Below are 23,318 nucleotides of genomic sequence, written 5' to 3'. Positions count from 1 at the left end.
GGAGAGCATGAGTTTTGTCAGGTATAGCGGTAGGGCCGTCCGGCCTTTTCCATATCCGCGTTATACTGTTTGAAGATTTCCACGACCTTGGCCTTGGTCTCGGACTCCGCAGCAATCTCGTCCCAGAAGACGCGCGCGGCGGCTTCGACCTGCGCCCATTCTTCGTCGGGGATCGTGGTCAGCTTCATCTTGTCGCCGTTCACGCGCAGATTGGCCTCGCCGCCCCAATACCACCACTGGCGATAGTAATGCGACTGGTCACAGCAGACCCGGAACAGGGTTTGCAGGTCTTCCGGCAGCTCGTTCCAGCGGTCCATATTGGCAAAGAACGATCCGGCCCATGCGCCCGAGATGTTGTTGGTCAGGAAGTAATCCGTCACATCGGCCCAGCCCACGGTGTAATCCTCGGTGATGCCGGACCACGCGATGCCATCCAGCTCGCCGGTTTGCACCGCCACTTCGATATCTTCCCAGGGCAGGGTTACCGGCACGACGCCGAATTGCTGCATGAACCGCCCCGCGGTGGGGAAGGTAAAGACGCGCTTGCCTTCCAGATCGGCAAGCGAGTTGATCGGGTCTTTGGTTGCGAAATGACAGGGGTCCCATGCGCCAGCCGAGATATGTTTCACGCCGACCTTGGAGTATTCCGCATCCCAGATTTCGTTCAGGCCGTATTGGTTGAACAGGACCGGCACGTCTAGGCTATAGCGCGAGGCGAACGGGAAATAGCCACCGAAAACAGTGACTTCCGTGGGCGAGGCCATCGAGTCGTCATCCGACTGCACCGCATCAATCGTGCCGCGCTGCATGGCGCGGAACAGCTCGCCCGTGGGCACCAGCTGATCAGCAAAGAACAGTTCGATCTGCATCCGGTCGCCCGCGATCTTGTTGAACATATCAATCGCAGGCTTGATCACATGCTCGGCCAGGGCCGGACCTGCATAGGTCTGCATGCGCCATGTAATGGTGTCCTGTGCCAAAGCGGGCGTGGCCAGAGGGGCCGCTACCGCGCCGACACCGGCGGTTTTCAAAAACTTACGTCTTGTGGTCATTTTGCTTTCTCCTTGCTTCAAATTGGGGCCTCTTCGCCGAGGCTCTTCTTGGTTACTTTCCGTAAACATAATCCGGCAGCCACAGGGCGATCTGCGGGAAGATCATCACCAGGATCAGCGCCAGAACCATGACCAGCGCGAAGGGGATGATCGAGACATAGATGTCCTTCAGCCCGATCTCGGGCGGGGCCATGGCGCGCATCAGAAACAGGTTATAGCCGAAGGGCGGCGTCATATAGGCGATCTGCGTGGTGATCGTGTAAAGGATACCATACCAGATCAGGTCGAACCCCAGCGCGCCGACAAGCGGCACGTACAGCGGGGCCACAATCACCAGCATAGCGGTGTCATCCAGAAACGTGCCCATCAGGATGAAGCTCAGCTGCATCAGGATCAGGATGGTCCAGGGGCTGAGGTTCAGTTGCTCCGTAAAAAGGCTGTCGATCGCTTTCACCGCACCCAAGCCATCAAAGATCGCGCCAAAACCAAGGGCGGCCAGAATGATCCACATGAACATGCAGGAAATCGCCAGCGTTTGACGGACAGAGGTTTCAAACACCTCGCGGGTCATGCGCCCCTTCAGGATCGCCGCCAGAAAGGCAGTCATCGCGCCAATGGCCGAACTTTCCACCAGCGACGTCCAGCCCTTTACAAAGGGCACCATCATCGCCGCAAAGATCAGGATCGGCAGCAGCCCTGCGCGCAACAGACGCAGTTTTTCGGACAAGGGAACGTCCAGTTCCTCCTTCGACAAGGGCGGCCCCAGATGCGGCTGCACCCGGCAGCGCACATAGATATAGATCACGAACATCGTCGCCATCATCAGCCCCGGGATCACTCCGGCCAGCCAGAGTTGCCCCACCGGCTGGCGCGCGATCATCGCATATAGCACCAGAACGACCGAGGGCGGCACGAGGATGCCCAGACTTGATCCCGCCTGCACCACGCCGGTCACCATGATCTTGTCATAGCCCCGCCGCAGCAGCTCGGGCAGGGCAATGGTGGCGCCGATGGCCATGCCCGCAACGCTGAGCCCGTTCATCGCCGAAATCAGCACCATCAACCCAATCGTACCAATCGCCAAGCCGCCTTTGACGTTGCCCATCCAGACATGGAACATCTTGTAAAGATCATCGGCAATCCGGCTTTCCGACAGCACGTAGCCCATGAAAATAAACATCGGCAGGGTCAGCAGCGGATACCACTTCATCAGCTTCATGGCCGCCGAGAATGGAATTTCCGACCCGCCCGTGCCCCACAGTAACAGCCCCGCGGCGGCCCCGACGAACCCAATCGCGCCAAACACCCGCTGCCCCGTCATCAGCATCAGCATCATCGATGCGAACATCAGAATGGCGATCATATCATAGGACATCAGATCGCCTCACCTTTGATGCGGGCCAGATCGCGGAACAGCTCGGCCAGACATTGCAGCAACATCATGAAGACGCCGAAACACAGGATGGTTTTGACGGGCCAGAGATAAGGCCGCCACGCGGTTGAACTGCGCTCAAGAAAGCCCAGTTGCTCCTTTGCCGCGTCCACGCCACCGGTGATCAGAGTGCCCAGCAGATCACCAAAAAAGGCAAAAGGCTCGGTCCCGAAATAGCCCAGCGAATAGGCCGTGGAACTGACCGCGCCGACAAACAGCACCCCGAGGTAGAACATCAGGAAAAACACGGTGAACGCGTCAAACCACGCCTTCTGGCGCAGCGACCAGCCGCCATAAAACAGATCCATCCGCACGTTCGATCCCAGCTGGATCGAATAGGGTCCGCCCAGAACGTAATAGGCCACCATGACGAATTGCGCGGTCTCCAGCGTCCACAAAGAGGGCGTGAAAAACGTCTTTGAGATCGACGACCACAACAACACCCCGACAAGAACGAAGATCAGGTACATCGCGATCCGCCCGATAAAGCGGTTCATCGCGTCAATCGCGCGGATATAGGCCAGCATCGCTCTAGGCATGTTGCATCTCTGCGCCGTCCAACTTGGCCAGCGCGGGGGCCAACAGGGTCAGAACATCTTGTGCCAGTGTCTCAACCCCGTCCGCGTCGCGGATCAGATCGTTGCGTATCTCCAGCATGACGTTGGCCAGCCCGCGCGATACCCCATGTTCGATCAGTGAATGGGTCACGCCATCGGCGGGTCCATAGGGCTCGTTCCGCTCGATCCGGCGATGCGGAAGGGAAGGAGCCCCGGCCAGCATCGCATCGGCCAGACGGGCGTCCTCATCATGCAGAATGCCAATCTCGACCGCGCGGTCCTGCCCGAAATAGACCGGTGTAAAACTGTGCATCGTCACCAGAATGGCGGGCTGTGCACGGGCGTCCAGAACTGCATCAACCGCCTCGCAGAAGGGGCGGTAGACCGTGTCCACCCGCTCTTGCCGCTGTGCGTCGCTCAGGCCGCGATTGCCGGGTATGTCGATGGTTTCGGACCGTTCAGTCATCGCATCGCGGCTATCTGGCGGGCGATTGCAATCATAGACTAACCGCGAGACGCACGAGGCGACAACCGGCGCGTCCAGCGCCTTGGACAACAACAGGCACATGTCCCGCGCGCCGGGGTCCCAGGCGGCATGGCTGATGCGTGCTTCGTCACTCAGCCCCAGCCCGTCATACCGTTCGGGGATATGATTCGAGGCGTGCTCACACAGGATCACCACCGGGCCAAGGCCCTTTGGATTCAGTGTTTCAACGGATTTTTCTGCCTGTTCTGGCATCCTGTCCCCCGGGCTTTGTGAAAAAATGTTTTCACAATGGGAAATTTCTGTCAATATTTATCCAGACCGCCGCAGAGCCGGGGAGGGGATGTGCCAGAGCCTGCCGAAACCGTGCGTGATCTGATCCGTGCGCAATTTGCCAGACTGACCCAGTCAGAGCGCAAATTCGCCACCCATCTGCTTGAGGATTATCCCGGTGCGGGCCTCGCCTCGATCACCGTTGTGGCGGAAAATGCAGGGGTCTCGACCCCCACGGTGGCGCGCATGGTGCAAAAGCTGGGATTCAAGGGCTATCCGCAGTTCCATCAGGCCCTGCTGAGCGAATTGCAGGCCAAAGTGTCCGGCCCCACCCAGCGCCGCGCCAATTGGGCGTCCGAGGCGCCCGAGTCGCATATGCTCAACCGTTTTTCCACCGCCGTGACCCAGAACCTGGAACGCACCTTTTCCCATATTGATGCGCGCATGTTCGACCGCGCCGCCAGGCAACTCAGCCAGACGGACGGCCGCCTGTTCGTTGTCGGTGGGCGCATCACGCGGGCGCTGGCCGATTATGCCTTCACCCACTTTCAGGCGATCCGCCCACGGGTGACGCATATGACCGCTTCCTCCGCCACCTGGCCCCATTACGTGTTGGATATGGAGGCAGGCGACACCCTGCTGTTATTTGACGTACGCCGGTACGAAGCAAACTTGCTGCGCCTTGCCGAACTGGCTGTGGATCGGGGCGTCAAGGTGATCCTGATCACCGACCAATGGACCAGTCCGATATCGGATGTGGCTGATTTCACCTTCAATTGCTGGGTCGAAATCCCCTCGGCCTGGGATTCCAACGTGGGCACCATGCTGCTGCTTGAGGCCTTGATCGCGGCCACTCAGGAAGAACGCTGGCCGCAAACCAAAGAGCGCTATGAGCAGCTGGATACGCTCTTTGATCTCACCCGCCTGTTTCGCAAGCCAAGGCAGTGAAAAACCCGCGCGCCCGTGTCGCTTTGCGGGCTGGCATTCGATCAACTGGTAGGTACGCTGCGACTACGAATCGGATTAAAAAATTGACTATTCGGTAAAAAAACGCAAACTGGCGCTCAGCCAAGCTTAAAAACTGCCAAGCAAACAAGGGAGAGTGAGATCATGAAAGGGTTAAAAAGTTTAACAAGACGGGCTTTTGGGGCGTCGCTGATCGCGGCCAGCATGGCCATCGGAGCCACCGCCGCCGCTGCGGAAACCGTCAAAGTGGCCGCCATCTATACGCTGCCGGTTGAACAACAATGGATCAGCCGCATTCACAAAGCGCTGAATACAGCAGCAGAGCGCGGAGATATTGAGTATACCTTCTCCGAAAACGTCGCCAACACGGATTATGAACGGGTGATGCGCGAATATGCCGAAGGTGGTGCGCAGCTGATCGTGGGCGAGGTCTTTGGCCTTGAACGCGCGGCACGCAAGGTGGCCAAGGATTACCCGGAGACCGGTTTCCTGATGGGTTCGTCTTTCGGGCCGGTCGCCCCGAATTTCTCGGTGTTCGACAACTGGATCCACGAACCCTCTTACCTCAGCGGCATGATCGCCGGGGAAATGACCGAATCGAACCTGATCGGCATGGTTGGTGGCTATGCCATTCCGGAAGTGAACCGGCTGATGCATGCCTTCATGGAGGGTGCACGCTCGGTCAACCCGGACGTCAAGTTCATGGTGAACTTCATCGACAGCTGGTACGACCCGCCTAAAGCAAAAGAAAGCGCCTTTGCGATGATGGATGCCGGTGCTGACATCATGTATGCCGAACGCTTTGGCGTTTCGGACGCCGCTGTCGAGCGTGGCGTGAAGGCCATCGGCAACGTCATCGACACCTCTGCCGATTATCCTGACACCATTCTGGCCTCGGCCATCTGGCATATGGAAGCCACCATCGACAAAGCCATCGAAAATGTCGCCAGCGGTGATTTCGAGGCGCTCGATTATGGTCAGTTCAGCTTCATGGCCTATGGCGGCGGCTCGCTGGTGCTGGACGAAAACCTTGTCCCCGCCGAGGTTGTCGAAGCGGTCAAAGCCAAAGAGGCCGAGATCATGGACGGCCTGTTCCGCGTCAACGTCAACGACGAACGCCCCGTCTCGGACAATTAAGCAAAAGGAGGGCCGGTCACCACACCGGCCCTTTCCAATATGACCTCTGAAAAAGTTCTTTCTCTCAACGGGCTGTGCAAACGGTTCGGCAGCGTCGTGGCCAATGACGACGTCAGCCTCGACTTGCAACGCGGCGAAGTTCTGGCCCTGTTGGGCGAAAACGGCGCAGGCAAGACCACGCTGATGAACATGCTGTTTGGCCATTACATGCCCGATGCCGGCACTGTCGAGGTGGCAGGCGAAGATGGGAAGATGCAGCCCCTTGCGCTGGGCCATCCGCAGGCGGCCCTGTCTGCCGGGATCGGCATGGTGCATCAGCATTTCACGCTGGCCGAAAACCTCAGCGTTCTCGACAATATCCTGCTGGGGGCCGAGCCGCTGTTCCAGCTGCGCCGCGATCGCAGCGCCGCACGGCGCAAGATCGAAGGGATCATGGAGCGCAGCGGTCTTGCGGCGCATCTTGATATGCGCGTCAGTCGCCTGTCGGTGGGCGAACGTCAGCGCGTGGAAATCCTCAAGGCACTTTACCGCGATGTGCGCATTCTGGTGCTGGACGAACCCACCGCCGTTCTGACCCCGCAAGAGGCCGACGCGCTGTTTGAAAACATCGGCGCGATGACGCAGCAAGGCCTGTCGGTGATCTTTATTTCTCACAAGCTGCGTGAAGTGCTGGCCTTTTCCCATCGCATCGCCGTGCTGCGCCACGGCGTGAAAGTGGGCGAGATCGCCACGTCAGAGGCGGATGAGCGGGTCATCGCCCGCATGATGGTCGGCGACGACACGGCCGAAACCGCCCGCACCCCGATGGCCCCCGGCGCGCCAGTGCTGCATCTGGAAAACCTGCATGTGAAGGGCCAGACCAGCCGCGACACGTTGCACGACATCACCCTGACGGTGAACGCCCATGAAATCCTCGGGATTGCGGGCGTGTCGGGCAATGGGCAATCGGCCTTGGCCGGGGTGATCTCGGGCCTGATCCGCCCCGATGGGGGCGCTGTTCAGGTCAGTGGCGAAACCATCGCAAAACCCGATCCGCTGACCATGATCGAGGCGGGGGTGGGCCGCATCCCTGAAGACCGCCATCATGACGGCATCGTCGGGGCCATGTCCGTGGCCGAGAACATGGTGATCGAACGGCTGGATGACCCTGAAATTCAATCGCGCGGCCTGCTGCGCCGCGAGGCGATTGTCGCCAATGCCGACCGGCTGGCCAAAGACTATGACGTGCGCGGCCCGGGTGTTGAGGCCCGCGCGCGGCTGCTTTCGGGCGGCAATATCCAGAAACTGATCCTGGCGCGGGTGTTCGAACAGGGCCCCGATCTGATCCTCGCCAACCAACCCACGCGTGGCCTTGATATGGGTGCTGCCGCCGAGGTGGCCCGTCGCCTGCTTGAGGCGCGCAGCCGCGGGGCAGGGGTGGTGCTGATTTCCGAAGACCTTGACGAGGTGCTCAGCCTCTCGGACCGGATCATGGTGATCCATGATGGGGAATTGATCGAGGCAAACACCCGCGACCGTGAAGAGATCGGCCTGATGATGGCCGGAGAAGTCACCGGAGAACTGGCATGATCCGCATTGAACCCCGCGAGGCGCCATCGCGCGCCCTGACCCTGGGGGTACCGGTGCTGTCGGCATTGATCGCCCTTGCGCTGGCCGCCATTCCGCTGGCCTTTGCCGGAGCCAATATCGCGACCGCCTATGGCGAGATGTTCAAAGGCGTCTTCGGTTCGATGTTCGCCTTTTCCGAAATGCTGACCCGCGCCACTCCCCTGATCTTCACAGGCCTCGCCGCCGCCTTGGCCTTCCGCGCCAAGCTGTGGAACATCGGGGCCGAGGGGCAGCTATACCTCGGCGCGATGGCCGCCGTCGCCATCGGCACTGGTGCGCTGGACGTGCCGGGCTTTATCCTGTTGCCGCTGATCATCATTTTGGGCTGTGCCGGTGGGGCTGCGGGTATGGCCGTACCGGCCTACCTCAAAACCCGCTTTGGCGCGGATGAGGTGGTGACCACGCTACTACTCAATTTCGTGATCCTGATTTTCCTTCAGATGATGCTGGAAGGCCCGTTGAAAGATCCGATGGGCCTGGGCTGGCCGCAAAGCTCGCCCATTCTGGATCAGGGCATGTTGCCCACACTGATCGAGCGGATGCGCCTGCATGCGGGGCTGATCATCGCCCTTGCGGCGGCCGTAGTGGCACAGTTCATGCTGGCGCGCTCGGTCTGGGGGTTTCGGCTGCGGGCGGTTGGCGAAAACGCTGCTGCGGCACGTCACGCCGGTATCCGGGTGAACCGCACGCTGTTCAGCGTCGCCATCGTTTCGGGCGCTTTGGCGGGCATGGCGGGGGTCAGCGAAGTGGCGGGCCTCAAGGGCTATCTGACCGCTGATCTGTCGCCCGGCTTTGGCTATACTGGCATTGTCGTGGCCATGCTGGCGGGACTGAACCCGCTCGGCGTGGTGATCTCGGCTCTGTTCATCGCGTCGGTCTTTGTCGGCGCGGATTCGATGAGCCGCGCGATGGGCGTGTCGTCCTATCTGGCCGACCTTGTGGTGGCCACCTCGTTGTTATGTGTGCTGGTCGGGGGCTTTGCCGCCCGCTACCGCATCACGCGGGTTAAACCGGCAGGGGTGGCGTCATGATGGATATCCTCAACATCCTGCTATCCGAAAGCTTCTGGGCCGCGTCCATTCGTATTGCCACACCGTTGATCTTTGGCGTGATTGGCGCGCTGCTCTGCGAGAAATCCGGGGTTCTGAACCTCGGGATCGAGGGCATTTTTGTCGCCGGGGCCATGGCCGGCTGGATGGCCGTCTGGTTGGGCGCGGGCCTTTGGGGCGGCGTGTTGGTAGCCGCTTGCGCAGGCGCGTTCTTTGGCCTGATCCACGCGATCCTGACGGTGCCTTTGGGCCTGTCGCAGCATGTCTCGGGCCTTGGCGTGACGCTGTTCGCCACCTCGGTCAGTTACTTTGCCTATCGCACGGCCCTGCCCAATGTTTCCTCTCCTCCGCGGATCGAACCCTTCCGCGCGATGGACATTCCTGTCCTGTCCGATATTCCTTTCCTCGGCCCTGTCCTGTTTCAGCAAACGGCGCTGACATGGCTGGCCTTTCTTATGGTGGCCGTAGTCTGGTACGTCATGAAACGCACTGCTCTGGGCGTGGCCATTCAGGCCGTGGGCGACAATCCTGACAGCGTCGATGCCCAGGGCTTATCAGTCTATGCGCTGCGCATGGGCGCTGTGGTGGCCGGGTCGGCGTTGATGGCCTTGGGTGGTGCCTTCCTGACCATGTCGGCCTTTGATGCGTTCTTCTTTGGGATGGTCAACGGGCGCGGCTGGATCTGCATCGCGCTGGTTATTTTCGCCAGCTGGAAACCGGGCAAGGCGCTGCTGGGCGCGCTGCTGTTCGGGGCGTTTGATGCCTTGCAAGTGCGCCTTCAGACCGAAGTGGGCGCGCTGGTGCCTGGGCAGGTGTTCCTGATGGCCCCCTATATCCTCAGCATCATCGCTCTGGTCATCGCCGCGCGTAGCGCCGATTATCCCCGTGCCCTGCTGACCCCGTGGTTCAAGGGACAGAGATAAAGCGTTTCGCCTCAAACCCGAGGCATTCGGTTGAGGCGAAACGCGTGCGACGCTTGTATGTTTCGCGGCGTTTCACGAAAAACAGTGAGGCAAGTTTTTAGCGAAACGCTTTTAGGAGAGGCCGATGTTCGACCTGATCGTCAAGAATGCGACCCTGCCGGATGGCACGACCGGCGTAGATCTGGCCTGCAAGGATGGCGTGATCGCGGCGGTTGAGGCTGGGATCGCGGCCGAGGCAGCCGAGATGATCGACGCAACCGGCTACCTCGTCTCGCCCCCCTTCGTTGATCCGCATTTCCATATGGATGCCACCCTGTCTCTGGGTCGTCCGCGCATGAATGTCTCGGGCACCTTGCTGGAGGGCATCGGCCTTTGGGGCGAGCTGAAACCCCTGCAAACCGTGGATGAGATCATCGAACGTGCCCTGCGCTATTGCGACCTTGCTGTCAGCATGGGCATTGGCGCGATCCGCAGCCATGTGGACACCTGCGATGATGAACTCAAAGGGGTTGAGGCGCTGTTGCAGGTGCGCGAGCAGGTCAGCGATTACCTTGATCTTCAACTGGTGGCCTTCCCGCAAGACGGCGTGCTGCGCGACCCGGCAGCGATGCAGAACACGATCTGCGCGCTGGATATGGGCGTCGATGTGGTGGGTGGCATCCCGCATTTCGAACGCACCATGGCCGATGGGGCCGAAAGCGTGCGCCAACTCTGTCAGATCGCGGCCGACCGGGGCCTGATGGTCGACATGCATTGCGACGAAAGCGATGACCCCCACAGCCGTCATATCGAGACACTGGTTTACGAGACCCAGCGTCTGGGCCTGCAGGGGCGCGTGGCCGGGTCGCACCTGACCTCGATGCACTCGATGGACAATTACTATGTCTCGAAACTGATCCCCCTGATGGTCGAGGCCGGGGTGCATGCTATCCCCAACCCGCCGATCAACATCATGCTGCAGGGCCGCCACGATACCTATCCAAAACGCCGTGGCTTGACCCGCGTGCGCGAGCTGCGCGATGCGGGCATCACCGTCGGCTTCGGTTCGGACTGCGTGATGGACCCGTGGTATTCGCTGGGCAAGGCCGACATGCTGGACGTGGCCTTCATGGGCCTGCATGTCGGGCAGCTTTCCAGCCGCGCCGACATGGCCTGGTGCTTTGAGGCAGTCACAACCAACTCGGCCCGGATCATGGGGCTGGAGGGGTATGGGCTGACCAAAGGCAGTGCGGCCAACATGGTGCTGTTGCAGGCACGGGATACGATCGAAGCCCTGCGTCTGCGCCCCTTACGCCTTGCCGTGATCCGCAAAGGCCGCGTGATCTCACGTCAAACGCCCGCTCTGGCACAGCTTTCGCTTGACGGACGGCCTGCAGAGGTTAATTCGGCGGAGTACGCGCCCAAGCTCTAGGCGCCGACGGAGGACTCCGGTGACAGACCCCAAACACGACATCTGCGATCTGTTCGTGATCGGCGGCGGTATCAATGGCTGTGGCATTGCGCGCGATGCGGCAGGGCGCGGCCTGTCGGTGACGCTTGCGGAAATGGGCGATCTGGCCTCGGCCACTTCGTCATCCTCGACCAAGCTGTTTCATGGCGGCCTGCGCTATCTGGAGTATTTCGAGGTGCGTCTGGTGCGTGAGGCGCTGATCGAGCGGGAAACCCTGTTGCGCGCCATGCCCCATATCAGTTGGCCGATGCGGTTCGTGCTGCCCTATCACAAGGATATGCGGTTTGACGGGCAAACCCCGGCCTCGCGTGTTCTGGGGTGGGTGATGCCCTGGCTGCGCGGGCGCAGACCGGCGTGGATGATCAGGGCAGGCCTTTGGGCCTATGATCATCTGGGCGGGCGTCAGATCCTGCCCGCGGCTCGTTCGTTGAACCTGTCGGGCACGCCCGAGGGCGCACCGCTTCAGGATCGGTTCCGGCACGCGTTCGAGTATTCCGATTGCTGGGTGGATGATGCGCGTCTGGTGGTTCTGAACGCCCGCGATGCCGAGGCGCGGGGCGCGCGTATTCTGGTGCAAACCAAAGTGACGGCGGCGCGGCGTGTCAATGATCACTGGGACGTGGAGATCATTGACCAGGCCACTGGAACCACGCACACCATACGTGCCCGCATGCTGGTCAATGCCGGTGGGCCATGGGTGGAAGACGTGTTGCGTCACAAGGCCCGGCTGAACAGCGCAGATGGGGTCCGTCTGGTGCGCGGCAGCCATATCGTTACCCCGCGCCTTTACGATCATGACAAGTGCTATTTTTTTCAGGGTGTCGATGGCCGCATCATCTTTGCCATTCCGTATGAGCAGGATTTCACCCTGATCGGTACCACGGACCAGGATCACGCCGATGCCTCTCAGCCCCCTGTGTGTACGCCCGAGGAACAGGAGTACCTCTGCCAGTTTGCCTCCGAATACTTCGCCAAACCCGTCACGCGCGACGATATCGTCTGGACCTATTCCGGCGTACGCCCGCTCTATGATGACGGCTCCAGCAGTGCCACGGCAGCAACCCGTGACTACACGCTGAAAGTCGACACCGATAGCGGCGCGCCGATGCTGAACATTTTTGGCGGCAAGATCACGACCTATCGTCGTCTGGCGGAAAGTGCGCTGCAAAAAATCGTGCCGTTCTTCCCACAGGCCAGCGATGCGTGGACGGCAGGTGTGCCCTTGCCCGGAGGTGACTTTGCGGTGGATGGGGTGGGCGAATTGACGGCCAGATTGCAACGCGACCACAGCTTTCTGACTGCGCCTTGGGCGGCTCGGTTGATCCGCGCTTACGGCACCGAGGCCTGGCGCGTTCTGAACGGCGCGACCACACTTGAAGATTTGGGTCAGGATTTCGGAGGCACCCTTTTTGAGGCCGAAGTGGTCTGGCTGATGGATCACGAATTTGCCCGCACCGCCGAGGATATCCTGTGGCGACGCAGCAAACTGGGGTTGCGCCTGACGCCCGAGCAGGCCGCGGCGCTGGACAGCTGGATGCAGGCCCGTTTGGCCACGGCTGACTAGGACCATCGCTTTGGGCTGTCCTTCGATGCGCCATCGGTTAGGATCGCCGCAGCAAAAAGGGGGAGGACACCATGGGCCATATTCTTGCGATTGATCAGGGGACAACCTCGTCCCGCGCGATTGTCTTTGATGATGCGATGCGCGTCGTTGCCACCGCTCAGCAGGAATTTCCCCAACACTATCCCGCCTCCGGGCATGTCGAACATGATCCGGCGGATTTGTGGGACACCACCCTGACCAGTTGCCGGTCGGCTCTCAAACAGGCAGGTCTTGCCGCCGGTGATATCGCCGGGATTGGCATCACCAACCAGCGCGAAACAACCGTGGTCTGGGACAAGCAGACCGGCGCGTCCGTTCACAATGCCATCGTCTGGCAGGACCGGCGCACGGCGAACACCTGCGCCACCCTGCGCGATGCAGGCCATGAAGAGATGGTCGCAGCACGCACGGGCCTGCTGCTTGATCCCTATTTCTCGGGAACCAAGCTGGCATGGATTTTGAACAATGTGGACGGTGCTCGCGACCGGGCCGAGGCGGGTGATCTGCTGTTTGGTACCGTGGACAGCTACTTGATCTGGCGTCTGACTGGCGGGGCGACCCACGCGACCGATGCCACCAATGCCGCACGCACGCTGCTTTATAACATTCACGCCGGGCAGTGGAGCGCCGAGATCTGTGACCTGCTGGATATCCCCATGCAAATGCTGCCCGAGGTGCGTGACTGTGCGGCGCCGTATGGTCATACCTCCGCTGATCTTCTGGGGGGCGAAATCCCCATTCTGGGTGTCGCGGGCGATCAGCAGGCGGCGACGATCGGGCAGGCCTGTTTCAGCCCCGGCATGATGAAATCCACCTATGGCACGGGGTGCTTTTTGCTGCTGAATACGGGTGACACGCCGGTGCAGTCGCAAAACCGGCTGCTGACCACGATTGCCTATCAGCTGGAGGGCAAGCCGACCTACGCGCTGGAGGGATCAATCTTCGTGGCCGGGGCAGTGGTGCAATGGCTGCGTGACGGGTTGGGCGTGTTGGAAAATGCCGGACAGTCCGGCGCGATCGCGCAGACCGCAGACCCTGCGCAGGATGTGATCATCGTGCCCGCCTTCACGGGACTGGGCGCACCGTATTGGAACGCCGAGTGCCGCGGTGCGATCTATGGTCTGACCCGCAATTCGGGGCCTGCCGAACTGGCCCGCGCGGCGCTGGAAAGCGTGGGGTTTCAAACCCGCGATCTGCTAGAGGCTATGCATGCCGACTGGGCATCTGAAAGCACCGCACCCGTGTTGCGCGTCGATGGCGGGATGAGCGCATCGGACTGGACCATGCAGTTCCTGTCCGACATTATCAACGCCCCGGTAGATCGCCCCGAGGTGTTGGAAACCACCGCGCTTGGCGCGGCCTGGCTGGCGGGCATGCAAGCGGGGATTTACCCGTCTCTTGATGGCTTTGCAAAGAGTTGGAGAGCGCAGACGCGGTTTACACCGGCGATGGATTCGGCCACGCGCCATGAAAAATACGCAGCCTGGAAACGGGCCGTGAACGCAACACTAAGCGTCTGAATTCAATCAGTAGTCTTTCTCAAAGAAGATACCGATCCCGGTTTCGCCTTCGTTGTCGGCACTGCCGCGCACAGTCAGCCGTTTGTTGATATCAATGTTCAGGTTGATCTCTTGCCGACCGTCGCTGTCGGCCACCACCTCGGAATAGATATTGTCCGAAATATAGGCCCCAGCGCGCAGCTGCGTGGCCCCGTCATTGGTGGTTGAAATGTCCAGATCACTCAGCCCCAGTGAATTGCGCAAACTGCCGGTCAGCCCACCATTGTAACGCCCCGACAGGGTTGCCACTGCGGTGACCAGTTGGGCAGCCTGAAAGGGCGAGATCGAATCGAGGCTGCGCCCGAACAACAATCGCGCCACGACCTCTTCCTGGGGAAGGTCAGGCTCGGAGGTGAACAGCACGGTCGGTTCACTGGCCAATCCTTCCAGCACGACGCGCACCAGCACATCATCGTCTGTCATCGTCTCGGCGATAAACAACAGGTACGGATCAAGCGATCCGCGCATGTCGATCAGCCCCCGTGTCAGGTCCAGCCGCTTGCCCAGAATATCCAGCCGTCCGCGGATCAGCTCGAACGCGCCGCTGGCGATAACGTCCGCTGTGGTGCCGGTCAGCCGCACGTTGCCCCCCAACTCGGCATCCAAGCCACGGCCGCGCACAAAAATGCGGCTCGGCGCGTTGATCCTCAGATCGATGGGGAAGCTGGTGTTGCCTCGCGTGGCCTTGCCGGTCAGCCCGGCGCGTGCGCGGGTCAGGGCCACATCCCGCGGTTCGCCCACATGGCGCAACGCGGGCAGGGTGCCGATGATCACGCCACTGCCCGAAGGCACGCGCAATTCGGTCGGACCCAGATTGATCGTCCCTGCAATGCTGGCCCCGCCCAGAAGGGCACCATCAACATTCACATTGCCATTCACCGTGGTCTGGTAGAGATCCAGATCGCGCAGACCCAGCCCCAGCAATTCTATCGCCAGATTGGCGGAATAGGGCGGCGCCAGTGTGATCGGTCCGCCGACGACAAACCGCCCGGCCTCGCCCGTGTTCCCGGAGATATTGACCGTCGCTTGACCACCCGAAAACCTCACGTCCCCGCCCAGATCGTCCAGCGCATATTCCAGTGTTGGCAAGGCAACGCGCGCGCCCTCGAAGGTCAGGGTGCCGGATAGCGAGGACAGGTTTGGTGGCCCGTCAAGGCGCATATCAAAACGCGCCGGCCCCCGGATCGAGCGTGGTGAGATAAACGGATTGGCCAGTTGCAACGGTGCCGTCCCGGTCAGATCAAGCGCCATGGCCTGCGCATAGTCATTGATCGCACCCGTGACCTTCGCGGTGATCCCGCCAGGGCCGGTGGTGTCCAGATCAACGGCAACGCGCCTGGCCGTCCGATCCTGAATGTCCAACGTTCCCCGCGCCGTGGTCTGTCCAGACAGGCCCGGAACCAGCAGCGCCAGATCGCTCAGGCGGGCCGAGATCGTCACCGGCGAGTCGGGGGTTTCGCTCGATGCATTGGCCCGGATATGCGTGGTTACCAGTTTGAGATATTGCAGATGCATCTGTGTTGCATCCAGCGCGACGGCCCCCACCGCCTCGACATCACCACCGACCAATTGGTCCAGTTGCGCAATCCCTGAACGCACGCCGCTCCCTGTCAGATCGAAATTCAGGCGCATGGCGTCGCCCTGCAGCTCGGCAGCCCCATCCAGTTCAAGCTCGGCCAGACCGGCCAGCCCCATACCCGTCAGCTTGGCAAAACGAGACAGGTCCGGCGACTGCACACTCATCTGCCCGCTGACCGGCAGCTTTGGATCGTGCGGGTCAAACTGCCCCACCGCGCTCAGGCGTGTCGCGCCCAGACGGCCTTCCAGTTTCTGAAGGATAACCGGCTGATCCAGTACCCAGCTTAGCGCGGCATCCACCTCGCCCGGGCCTTCCAGCTTGGGTTCGATCAACGCCAGATCGCTGAGGCGACCGTCAATCATCATTTGCCCGGCCTCCGAGTTCAGCGCGCCGGACAGGGAAATCACCGCCCGGTCGTTGCTGGCACTCAACGTTTCCAGCCGGGTGCCCTCGGCGTCGCGTGTCGCCACAAGGGCCAGCTGCGTGCGCCCTGCCAAAACCGGATCCAGCCGGGGTTCGGCGATCTGCAGATCGTCAGTGGTGCCGTCCAGCGTGACGTCAAACCCGCCGCCCAGAAGGGTGGCCGAGCCGATGATCGTTGCCCAGGCACGGCCCGTCAGGTCGCGCCCCGCCAAACCCGAGAACCGCGACAAGTCTGCTGCTTCAACCGTGGCCTCGCCGCGGATTGGCAACCCCTCGGCCAGTTGCTCGAGACGGCCCTGCGCCCGGAGGGTCATGTCGCCGCTTTCCAGCAACAGTCTGGTGATTTCCAAGGGTGTCTCGGCTTGCCAGTTGAACGTAACCGTTCCTGCAGGGTTTGGGCCGATGGCGCGGGTCAGATCGGTGTTCCCGGCATCCAGAGACTGCACCGCGAATCCGATCTCTCCGGTCAGGGCGGCGTCCGGTGCACGGGCAATGGTGCCCTCGCCAAGCAGCTGAGCAGACGGGACGGAAATGCCGTCACGCTCGAACCCCTGCAGGATCATCTGCGTGGTCCAGCTATTCCCCTGAGACGCATCATAAGTGGCTGCGATGGTTGCAGTTTCCACCGTCGTCGCGGGGCCGGACAGCGGCAGGCGTACCGCCTCTCCCTCCCCGATTTTACCGCTCAGGTTGAAACTCTGCGGTAACCCGTCTGCGGCCAGCGCCAGAGATCCGGAAAGGCGCATTTCGCCCGAAGCCAACTCGATCCGATCCAGCGTGAGGCGGCCATCACCATGGGTGGTGCCAAGGAAGGACAGGCTTGAGGTTTCGCCGAAAAACGGGTGCAGGTCGGGGCTGAAAAGCGGGCGCACATCGCCGCTCAGATCGGCCGAGATTACATGGTCCCGCCTGGCCTGTTCCTCGGGTGTCTCTTCGTCAGTTGGCAGCTCTTGCGCGCGAATGGACACCGGCCCGCCAAACCGCGGCTGCCCGTCTGAAGACAGCGCGACACGGGCGGTGAAATCGGAGATCGGTGCATCCCCCGTGATCCGCAATTCCAGCCCGGGTTGACCCGGTATGCTCAACAATTGCGAGACAATGCCGCCCTCGGCTTCGGCGAAATCAAGGTTAAGGCGCAGTTCCCGGCTGGTGTTGGAGAAGGCACCATCAAAGCTCAGCTGATCGTTGCGGTCGGTGCGCCTGATCTCAAGCAGGGCTTCGCCTTCGCCCTCGGCCAGCTGCACATTGCCATTCAATGAAAGCGTCGCGGCCTCGCCCATAACCTCGGGGGCGATGGTGATCTGACCGGCCTCGACCGCCTCGATATTGATCGACACGGGCAGTTCAGGCAGCGAGAAGACCCGTGCCTCGGAATCGGCCACCTCAAGCCCTTCCTCAGTCTTGGGCAGGCGCAGCAATTCGATTTGCCCCACGCGCAACTGGTCAATCTCAAGCCGCCCAGCCAACAGGGCCCGCCGTGTCCAGATCAGTTGCGCATCGCGCAGGTTCAGCCAAATACCGTCCTCATCGGAAATGGTCAGAAGCTCAAGGCGGGCATTGGACGACAGCGCCCCTTCGAACCCGATGATCGACACATCGCGCCCGGCACTGGAAAGCAGTTCCTGCAGCTTGTTTTCCAAGAAGGTGCGGTCGCTTTGCGCATCATCCTGTGCCACCGCGGGGGCGGCAAGGCCCAGACAAGTCAGGAGAATCAGCAAATACCGCATCAGAACGCCTGCCCAATGCCGATGTAGAGTTCAAAGTCCTTGCCCGCGCCATCGCCAAGCGGCGTGCCCAGATCGACACGGATAGGTCCAAAGCCGGTGTCATACCGCACGCCAAGTCCGGCGCCGGCATGCCACTCTCCGTTGCCTGTTCCGAAACTGTCCTTGCCGACAAAGCCGGTGTCGGCGAAACCGACGACAGACCATGGACCAGACAGCTTGTTGCGCACCTCACCGGACAGACCAAGGAAGGATCGCCCACCGACGCGCAGATTGCCGGGCAGTTCCACGGCCAGCGATTGATAGGCCTGGCCGCGCACCGTGCCCGCCCCGCCCGAGTAGAACAGCAAGCCGGGCGGCACTTCGGCCAATCCCGCCCCGATCACCGATCCAAGTTGTGCGCGCGCCGCTAAGACCAGCTTGTCGCTTTCGCCAAAGCCGCGATAGGTTCGCGCGTCCACGTAAATCCGACCACCCGAGCCGGAATTGCCAAAGCCCGCAAACGGCATCACATCCAGATCAACGTAAAATCCCCTTGTGGCATCCAGCGGATCATCGCGGTTGTCAAAGGTCAGCCGCACGGGCAGAAACAGATGTTCCAATGTGCGCGAGCCGAAATCGTCATCGACCTCGGTGTATTGATAGCCCACGCCCACTTCGCCGGTCAGCGTGTCCGAGAAAATATGGGTCAGGCCGCCGCCTAGTTTGACCGTGCGTTCGCGGTAATCCGGATCGTCCTGTTCTTCAATGCTGGCTTCAAGGAACAGGCCGGTGTCCGGTGTGAAGGTGGCAGGGCGGTCAAACCGCGTCGAAAGGCGGTAATCTTCACCACCTGAATTGCCGCCGATACCGCTGATCTCGGCCTCCACGCGCAATCGTTCGGCGCCGCCCAGCAGGTTGCGATGCATCCAGAACGCGCTCAGCGCCAGACCCTCCAGCGAGAACAACTCGATCCCGGCCCCGAAGCGGCGCGGTTTGGAATCAACCAATGTGGCGTTGATATCCAAGGTGTTGCCGGGGCCAATCGTATCGGCCTCGGCCAGGACGACTGAACGGAAGGCACCACTGCGCCGCAAGCGGCCTGCTGCATCTTCCAGTTCTTCGGGCGAAAACACGCCGCCTGTGGGCAGCCCGGCGATTTCACGGATGCGACGCGGTTTAACGTTGCCGGGCTCCACGATGTTGAGCGCGCCGAATGTCAGGCGCGGCCCGGGGGCGAGGACGATATCGGCGGACAGGGTGCTGTTGTTATGATTGGCGGCAATGTCCTGCCGGGCGATGTCGGTCTTGGCATATCCCGCATCGCGCCAGCCCTCGACTGCCGCAGTGGTTGCATCATTGATCCGGCGGCTTAAAGCGGGCTGGCCTTGCGCGAAGCCTTCGGGCAGGTCTGTGCCCGGGGCGACCGGTGCAATCTGCGCCTTGCTAAAGCGAAACAGCGGCCCGGGATCGACCCGAAGGATGATCTGCTGCACGCTGCCTGGCCCATCAATGGGCGAGATATTGGCCGCCTCGCGCCCGTCGATCAGGACGCTGACCACCCCGCCGTAATGCCCCAGTTCATACAGCGCGCCCACCATGCGGCCGTAATCGGCGCGGGCGGCGGCCACCAGATCCTGTGGCGTCGCTTCGGGGTTATCAGCCGTCTGTACCACCAGGGACGCGCCGCGCAGATAATCGGCCTCCTTTTCGGCGAAGCCGTCGATCTCCAAGACCACTTCGGCCGGGCTCGCAGGAACCGCACAGGCGCAAAATAACAGCGCCAGCCCCAACTGTCTGATTTTGTCACTTTTCAGCACATAGGGCTCCGTTTTTGCCCAGCTCATCCCCGTGGCATGAAGCCTACCAGATCGTGTCAATCCGTGACAGCACACCACCATATCCAGCAGTCTTCTCACTACTGCATGCCTATCGCGCCGAAGGACAGCATAAAAGTCGCCGAAGGCTAAATATCTCGCAGGAAGGCCGAACTTCGCCGCCAAAACCCTCAAAACCTTGTGATCAGGGGGCAGGATGGGTTTTTTGCGGGCCAGTTTGAGGACGCGCCCGTCAAAAACGCGCTTGACGCACGGCCCATCTTGTTCGATGCGCAACGGCGCAAGATTTGCACTGTCTTCCTGGGATTTCCCTCAATGTCCGATCACGATATGCCGCTTGATCAGCTGCTTGGTCACCTCGACACACTGGCCAATAAGGCGCTGTCGCTGTGGCCTTTGCCCGAGGGGGCTCGCGCTCGTTTGATCAATGTGGCCGAGAACGCCACCTATCTGGTCGAGGCAGAGGGTGGATTTCGTGCGATCCTCAGGGTGCACCGCGAAAACTATCACAGCCTGCGCGCGATCGAGTGCGAACTGGACTGGATCGCGGCCCTGTCAGACACGGGCACGGTGATCACGCCGGGCCATTATCTGGGTCATGACGGCAAGGCGATCCAACAGGCAAGCGTGCCGGGCTTGCAGGCCCCGCGTTACTTGGCGCTGTTTTACTTTGTTGAAGGCACGCATCCCAGCGAGGCGGGCGATCTTTCTGGGCCATTTGAAGAACTGGGTGAGATCGCCGCACGCACCCATGTCCAGTCTATCGCTTGGCAACGCCCTGCGGATTTTGAGCGGCTGGTCTGGGACCTTGATACCGTCTTTGGCCCCGCGCCGACTTGGGGCAATTGGCGCGACGCCCCGCATGTGGATGCCGGGATTGCCGAGGTGCTTGAGGCCGTCGAGGCAACCGTGACCCGGCGTCTGACGGATTTTGGGAAGGCGCCCGACCGCTATGGCCTGATCCATGCGGATATGCGGCTGGCCAACCTTCTGATCGACGAAAACGGCACAAGGCTGATTGACTTTGACGATTGCGGGCTGGGTTGGTTCCTCTACGATTTTGCCGCCGGGATCAGCTTTATCGAGGATGACCCTCAAATCCCCGCGCTGAAGGCCGCGTGGTTGCGCGGATATCGCAAAATCCGTGATCTGAGTGCCGATGATGAGGCCGAGATCGACACCTTCGTGATGCTGCGCCGCATGGCCCTTCTGGCGTGGATCGGCAGCCATATCGAGGCGCCCGAACCCCAGGCTCTGGCCCCTGATTTCGCCCGTGTCACCGCACAGCTGGGCCGCGCTTATCTGGCGAGGTTTGCCTGAGCATTTAAAGCCTCAGTAATCCCGTAGCAACGCGCCATAGCCGACAATCCGGTCGTTGATCCCCGCCCGGCGCATCACGTCCCAGGCCATCGCCTGGTTCGAGCAAATCACCGACTTGCCCAGCTTCTGTTCCAGCGCGTCCACGATGTCGATGGACCGCAGCGCACCGCAACTGATGAACAGGGCATCTGCCTCGGGGCGATCCACCTGTGCGGCGAATTCAGCAATGAAATCAGGGCGGACGCGGATCATATCGCTGTCTTTCTCAAGGTTCAGCCCCTCGATATTGACGATTTCGAACCCGGCCTTGGCCATGTACTCGGCCTCTTGCTGGTTTATTTCATTCAGATAAGGCGTCGCCACGGCGACGCGTTTCGCCCCGATGGTGTCGAGTGCCCGCAGAACACTGGTGATTAGGGATGTCGGAACAGCCGCAGGCGCACCCTTCCTTAACTCGGCGAGCACACGCTCTTCCCCGATCACCAGACTACCGGAAGTGCAGGCGTAACAGACCACATCGAGACTGCCATCGGGCAACAAGGTCGCCGCTGCCGGGGCCAGCTCTTCGGCCTGACGCGCCAGAGAGGCGACGGTAATCGAATCCGGAATCGGCGCGCGGGCAAAATGCACACCAACCCCGTCGGGCATCAGCGTAAACATGTCATCCTCGATGGTCTGCTCGGTGGCCAGCAGGACAAAGCCCACCTTGGCACGGGCATGCCGCCCAGCATCCAACATCCTGCGGCGATCCAGTGTTTGTGTGACATGTGTGTCCGGCATGTTAGGCCCCTCCGTTCCGGAAGGATAACCGATCAAACGCTTTCTCGAAACTCTAGTGGCTGGCCTTAGCGCCGATAGCGGTCTTCGGCGTCGTAATAGGCGTCAAATCCAACGCGCCGACGCAGCTCGTCAAAGGGCATCAACCCGCCTGTATGATCCTCGCCCGCCTTCAAGGTTTCCAGGGTCTGCACCATGGCGCGCATCGCCGCGGACAGACAGGCCAGCGGATAGGCGGCAATCGCAAACCCGATCCCGGCCAGCTCTGCGGGCGGCAGGATCGGTGTCTGCCCGCCTTCCAACATATTGGCAACCGTGGGCACGGGCATTTCGGCGCAGATTGTGCGCATCTCCTCCACGCTCATCGGTTCCTCGATAAAGACGATCTCGGCCCCTAATTCGGCAAACATCTGTGCCCGGGTGATTGCCTCGTCCAGCCCATGATCGCGCCGTGCATCGGTGCGCGCCTTGATCACGATATCGCGGTGCCCCCGCGCAGTAACAGCGGCACGAATGCGGTCATAGGCCTCTTCGCGATCCACCACCGCCTTGCCCTTGGTATGGCCACAGCGTTTGGGCGCAACCTGATCCTCGATCATCACCCCGGCAGCGCCCGCGCGCGCAAATCCCTCGACAGTGCGTTCCACATTCATCGGGTTGCCATGGCCGGTGTCGCCATCCACCATCATTGGAATGCCCAGCCTTTCCATGGTGTTGCGCGCCTGATCCAGCATCTCACCATAGCTCATCAGGCCAACATCCGGGGCCCCGATCCGGCTGGCCGAGGCGGCGAATCCGGACAGAAAGGTCAGCTCGAACCCTGCCTGCTGGATCAGCTGGGCCGACAGCGCATCATAACAACATGGCATCAGAGTCAGCCCGTCTTGGCGCAGCAGACCGCGCAGCCGGTCGGCCTGCGGGTTGGGCACTTGCTCAGTCATTCTCGGTCTCCGCAGTATAGGGGGGCAGTTGTTGCCAGCGCGGCACATCGCGCCCCATCCGGTCCAGCAACGCCTCAAGCGTGTCACGTTCTTCGGCACTCAGACAGGCGGTCAGATGGGCCTCGGCCTCGGTAAACCACGCCATCACGGCATCATGCTGTTCCCGTCCGGCGCTTTCCAGATAAAGCAGCTTGCGCCGCCCATCCCTCGGGTCGGTTTGACGGCGGATCATGCCCTTGTCCAGCAGCGCCGACACGGCCCGGCTGATCGTGTTCGAGGGTTGCTCAGTCACCTCACAGATATCGCGCGAGGTCAGGCCATCGCGGAACACAAGGCAGATCAGCACCGTCCATTCCGGCCGGATCAGCCCATATTCCCGCTCCATCCGGCGCAGCAATGGTTCGCGCATGAAGTTGGTCAGAAAGGCCAGGCGATAGCCAATCGGGATAGGTGTTGCGCTTAGAATGTCGATCAGTTTCATAGTAGACCTCTTTGCCAGAGCATAGCGGGTCTGGCAAACCATCTCCATATGGCGCTAAATTAGTTCCATATGGAGGGAGTTTGCGGTAACCTGTCTGCCAGTAAGACCGAGAGGGCCTATGTCATCACAGGACAGATCACCGCAAGGCGCACTTGAACGGGCG

Annotated in this window: 18 protein-coding genes; 9 read left to right on the top strand and 9 right to left on the bottom strand. The window is 61.2% G+C overall.

The window, feature by feature from the left end; genetic code table 11:
- Positions 1 to 17: 17 nt before the first annotated feature.
- From V6N02_RS10135 to V6N02_RS10120, 4 genes are read right to left on the bottom strand one after another with little or no spacing between them, the layout of a single operon-like run.
- Positions 18 to 1,052 carry a TRAP transporter substrate-binding protein gene (locus V6N02_RS10135; protein ID WP_371225463.1) on the bottom strand — a complete coding sequence of 345 codons (1,035 nt, stop codon included), beginning with the start codon at positions 1,050 to 1,052 and terminating at the stop codon, positions 18 to 20.
- A gap of 52 nt (positions 1,053 to 1,104) precedes the next feature.
- Entirely contained in the window at positions 1,105 to 2,427 is a 1,323-nt protein-coding gene (locus tag V6N02_RS10130; protein ID WP_371225462.1) for a TRAP transporter large permease, read from the bottom strand.
- A complete protein-coding gene (locus V6N02_RS10125) occupies positions 2,427 to 3,023 on the bottom strand; it encodes a TRAP transporter small permease subunit (RefSeq protein ID WP_371225461.1) in 597 nt (198 codons plus the stop codon). The genes V6N02_RS10130 and V6N02_RS10125 overlap by 1 nt, the downstream gene beginning before the upstream one ends.
- Positions 3,016 to 3,780: an N-formylglutamate amidohydrolase gene (locus V6N02_RS10120; RefSeq protein WP_371225460.1), complete on the bottom strand. Its 765-nt coding sequence runs from the start codon at positions 3,778 to 3,780 to the stop codon at positions 3,016 to 3,018. The genes V6N02_RS10125 and V6N02_RS10120 overlap by 8 nt, the downstream gene beginning before the upstream one ends.
- A 90-nt stretch (positions 3,781 to 3,870) precedes the next feature.
- On the opposite strand from V6N02_RS10120, the gene V6N02_RS10115 reads away from it, so the two are divergent.
- The 8 genes from V6N02_RS10115 (at position 3,871) to glpK (ending at position 14,054) form a co-directional block, all read left to right on the top strand.
- Positions 3,871 to 4,746: a MurR/RpiR family transcriptional regulator gene (locus V6N02_RS10115; RefSeq protein WP_371225459.1), complete on the top strand. Its 876-nt coding sequence runs from the start codon at positions 3,871 to 3,873 to the stop codon at positions 4,744 to 4,746.
- A 162-nt stretch (positions 4,747 to 4,908) separates the two neighbouring features.
- Positions 4,909 to 5,901 carry a BMP family protein gene (locus V6N02_RS10110; protein ID WP_371225458.1) on the top strand — a complete coding sequence of 331 codons (993 nt, stop codon included), beginning with the start codon at positions 4,909 to 4,911 and terminating at the stop codon, positions 5,899 to 5,901.
- A 39-nt stretch (positions 5,902 to 5,940) separates the two neighbouring features.
- Positions 5,941 to 7,470, top strand: coding sequence for an ABC transporter ATP-binding protein (locus V6N02_RS10105; protein WP_371225457.1), 1,530 nt, complete (start codon positions 5,941 to 5,943; stop codon positions 7,468 to 7,470).
- A complete protein-coding gene (locus V6N02_RS10100) occupies positions 7,470 to 8,540 on the top strand; it encodes an ABC transporter permease (RefSeq protein ID WP_371225838.1) in 1,071 nt (356 codons plus the stop codon). Before V6N02_RS10105 ends, V6N02_RS10100 begins: the two co-directional genes overlap by 1 nt.
- Positions 8,540 to 9,481, top strand: a complete 942-nt coding sequence (locus tag V6N02_RS10095; protein ID WP_371225837.1) for an ABC transporter permease — start codon at positions 8,540 to 8,542, stop codon at positions 9,479 to 9,481. The genes V6N02_RS10100 and V6N02_RS10095 overlap by 1 nt, the downstream gene beginning before the upstream one ends.
- A 124-nt stretch (positions 9,482 to 9,605) precedes the next feature.
- Complete coding sequence (locus tag V6N02_RS10090) at positions 9,606 to 10,892, top strand: amidohydrolase family protein (RefSeq protein ID WP_371225456.1); 1,287 nt, start codon at positions 9,606 to 9,608, stop codon at positions 10,890 to 10,892.
- Positions 10,893 to 10,911: 19 nt separating this feature from the next.
- A complete protein-coding gene (gene glpD / locus V6N02_RS10085; protein WP_371225455.1) occupies positions 10,912 to 12,495 on the top strand; it encodes a glycerol-3-phosphate dehydrogenase in 1,584 nt (527 codons plus the stop codon).
- Between the two features lie 71 nt (positions 12,496 to 12,566).
- A complete protein-coding gene (gene glpK / locus V6N02_RS10080) occupies positions 12,567 to 14,054 on the top strand; it encodes a glycerol kinase GlpK (protein ID WP_371225454.1) in 1,488 nt (495 codons plus the stop codon).
- Between the two features lie 6 nt (positions 14,055 to 14,060).
- On the opposite strand, the gene V6N02_RS10075 is transcribed toward glpK, so the two are convergent.
- Together V6N02_RS10075 and V6N02_RS10070 are read right to left on the bottom strand one after the other, a co-directional pair.
- Positions 14,061 to 17,822: a translocation/assembly module TamB domain-containing protein gene (locus tag V6N02_RS10075; RefSeq protein WP_371225453.1), complete on the bottom strand. Its 3,762-nt coding sequence runs from the start codon at positions 17,820 to 17,822 to the stop codon at positions 14,061 to 14,063.
- On the bottom strand, positions 17,822 to 19,645 hold the full coding sequence (locus V6N02_RS10070) for an autotransporter assembly complex protein TamA (protein ID WP_371225452.1): 1,824 nt from the start codon (positions 19,643 to 19,645) through the stop codon (positions 17,822 to 17,824). The genes V6N02_RS10075 and V6N02_RS10070 overlap by 1 nt, the downstream gene beginning before the upstream one ends.
- Positions 19,646 to 19,951: 306 nt before the next feature.
- Between V6N02_RS10070 and V6N02_RS10065 the strand changes: the two genes are divergently transcribed.
- Complete coding sequence (locus tag V6N02_RS10065; protein WP_371225451.1) at positions 19,952 to 20,956, top strand: phosphotransferase enzyme family protein; 1,005 nt, start codon at positions 19,952 to 19,954, stop codon at positions 20,954 to 20,956.
- Positions 20,957 to 20,968: 12 nt separating this feature from the next.
- Here V6N02_RS10065 and V6N02_RS10060 read toward each other — a convergent pair whose 3' ends face one another.
- The 3 genes from V6N02_RS10060 to V6N02_RS10050 form a co-directional block, all read right to left on the bottom strand.
- Positions 20,969 to 21,736 (bottom strand): maleate cis-trans isomerase family protein, encoded by a 768-nt coding sequence (locus tag V6N02_RS10060; protein ID WP_371225450.1) that lies wholly within the window; start codon positions 21,734 to 21,736, stop codon positions 20,969 to 20,971.
- 65 nt (positions 21,737 to 21,801) lie between these two features.
- Positions 21,802 to 22,674 (bottom strand): isocitrate lyase/PEP mutase family protein, encoded by an 873-nt coding sequence (locus V6N02_RS10055; protein ID WP_371225449.1) that lies wholly within the window; start codon positions 22,672 to 22,674, stop codon positions 21,802 to 21,804.
- Positions 22,667 to 23,155, bottom strand: a complete 489-nt coding sequence (locus V6N02_RS10050; protein WP_371225448.1) for a MarR family winged helix-turn-helix transcriptional regulator — start codon at positions 23,153 to 23,155, stop codon at positions 22,667 to 22,669. Before V6N02_RS10050 ends, V6N02_RS10055 begins: the two co-directional genes overlap by 8 nt.
- Positions 23,156 to 23,318: the final 163 nt, after the last annotated feature.

Origin of the sequence: Roseovarius conchicola, from assembly GCF_041403425.1 — a bacterium.
GTDB classification, from domain to species: domain Bacteria; phylum Pseudomonadota; class Alphaproteobacteria; order Rhodobacterales; family Rhodobacteraceae; genus Roseovarius; species Roseovarius conchicola.
This window is presented reverse-complemented; position numbering and strand designations above follow the sequence as displayed.

Bases quoted from the DNA above. Each gene is read 5' to 3' on its own strand.
- V6N02_RS10125 (WP_371225461.1), bottom strand. From the start codon at position 3,023: ATGCCTAGAGCGATGCTGGCCTATATCCGCGCGATTGACGCGATGAAC.
- V6N02_RS10070 (WP_371225452.1), bottom strand. From the start codon at position 19,645: ATGAGCTGGGCAAAAACGGAGCCCTATGTGCTGAAAAGTGACAAAATC.
- V6N02_RS10065 (WP_371225451.1), top strand. From the start codon at position 19,952: ATGTCCGATCACGATATGCCGCTTGATCAGCTGCTTGGTCACCTCGAC.
- V6N02_RS10110 (WP_371225458.1), top strand. From the start codon at position 4,909: ATGAAAGGGTTAAAAAGTTTAACAAGACGGGCTTTTGGGGCGTCGCTG.
- V6N02_RS10135 (WP_371225463.1), bottom strand. From the start codon at position 1,052: ATGACCACAAGACGTAAGTTTTTGAAAACCGCCGGTGTCGGCGCGGTA.
- V6N02_RS10050 (WP_371225448.1), bottom strand. From the start codon at position 23,155: ATGAAACTGATCGACATTCTAAGCGCAACACCTATCCCGATTGGCTAT.
- V6N02_RS10105 (WP_371225457.1), top strand. From the start codon at position 5,941: ATGACCTCTGAAAAAGTTCTTTCTCTCAACGGGCTGTGCAAACGGTTC.
- glpK (WP_371225454.1), top strand. From the start codon at position 12,567: ATGGGCCATATTCTTGCGATTGATCAGGGGACAACCTCGTCCCGCGCG.
- V6N02_RS10060 (WP_371225450.1), bottom strand. From the start codon at position 21,736: ATGCCGGACACACATGTCACACAAACACTGGATCGCCGCAGGATGTTG.
- V6N02_RS10130 (WP_371225462.1), bottom strand. From the start codon at position 2,427: ATGTCCTATGATATGATCGCCATTCTGATGTTCGCATCGATGATGCTG.
- V6N02_RS10090 (WP_371225456.1), top strand. From the start codon at position 9,606: ATGTTCGACCTGATCGTCAAGAATGCGACCCTGCCGGATGGCACGACC.
- V6N02_RS10095 (WP_371225837.1), top strand. From the start codon at position 8,540: ATGGATATCCTCAACATCCTGCTATCCGAAAGCTTCTGGGCCGCGTCC.
- V6N02_RS10120 (WP_371225460.1), bottom strand. From the start codon at position 3,780: ATGCCAGAACAGGCAGAAAAATCCGTTGAAACACTGAATCCAAAGGGC.
- V6N02_RS10055 (WP_371225449.1), bottom strand. From the start codon at position 22,674: ATGACTGAGCAAGTGCCCAACCCGCAGGCCGACCGGCTGCGCGGTCTG.
- V6N02_RS10075 (WP_371225453.1), bottom strand. From the start codon at position 17,822: ATGCGGTATTTGCTGATTCTCCTGACTTGTCTGGGCCTTGCCGCCCCC.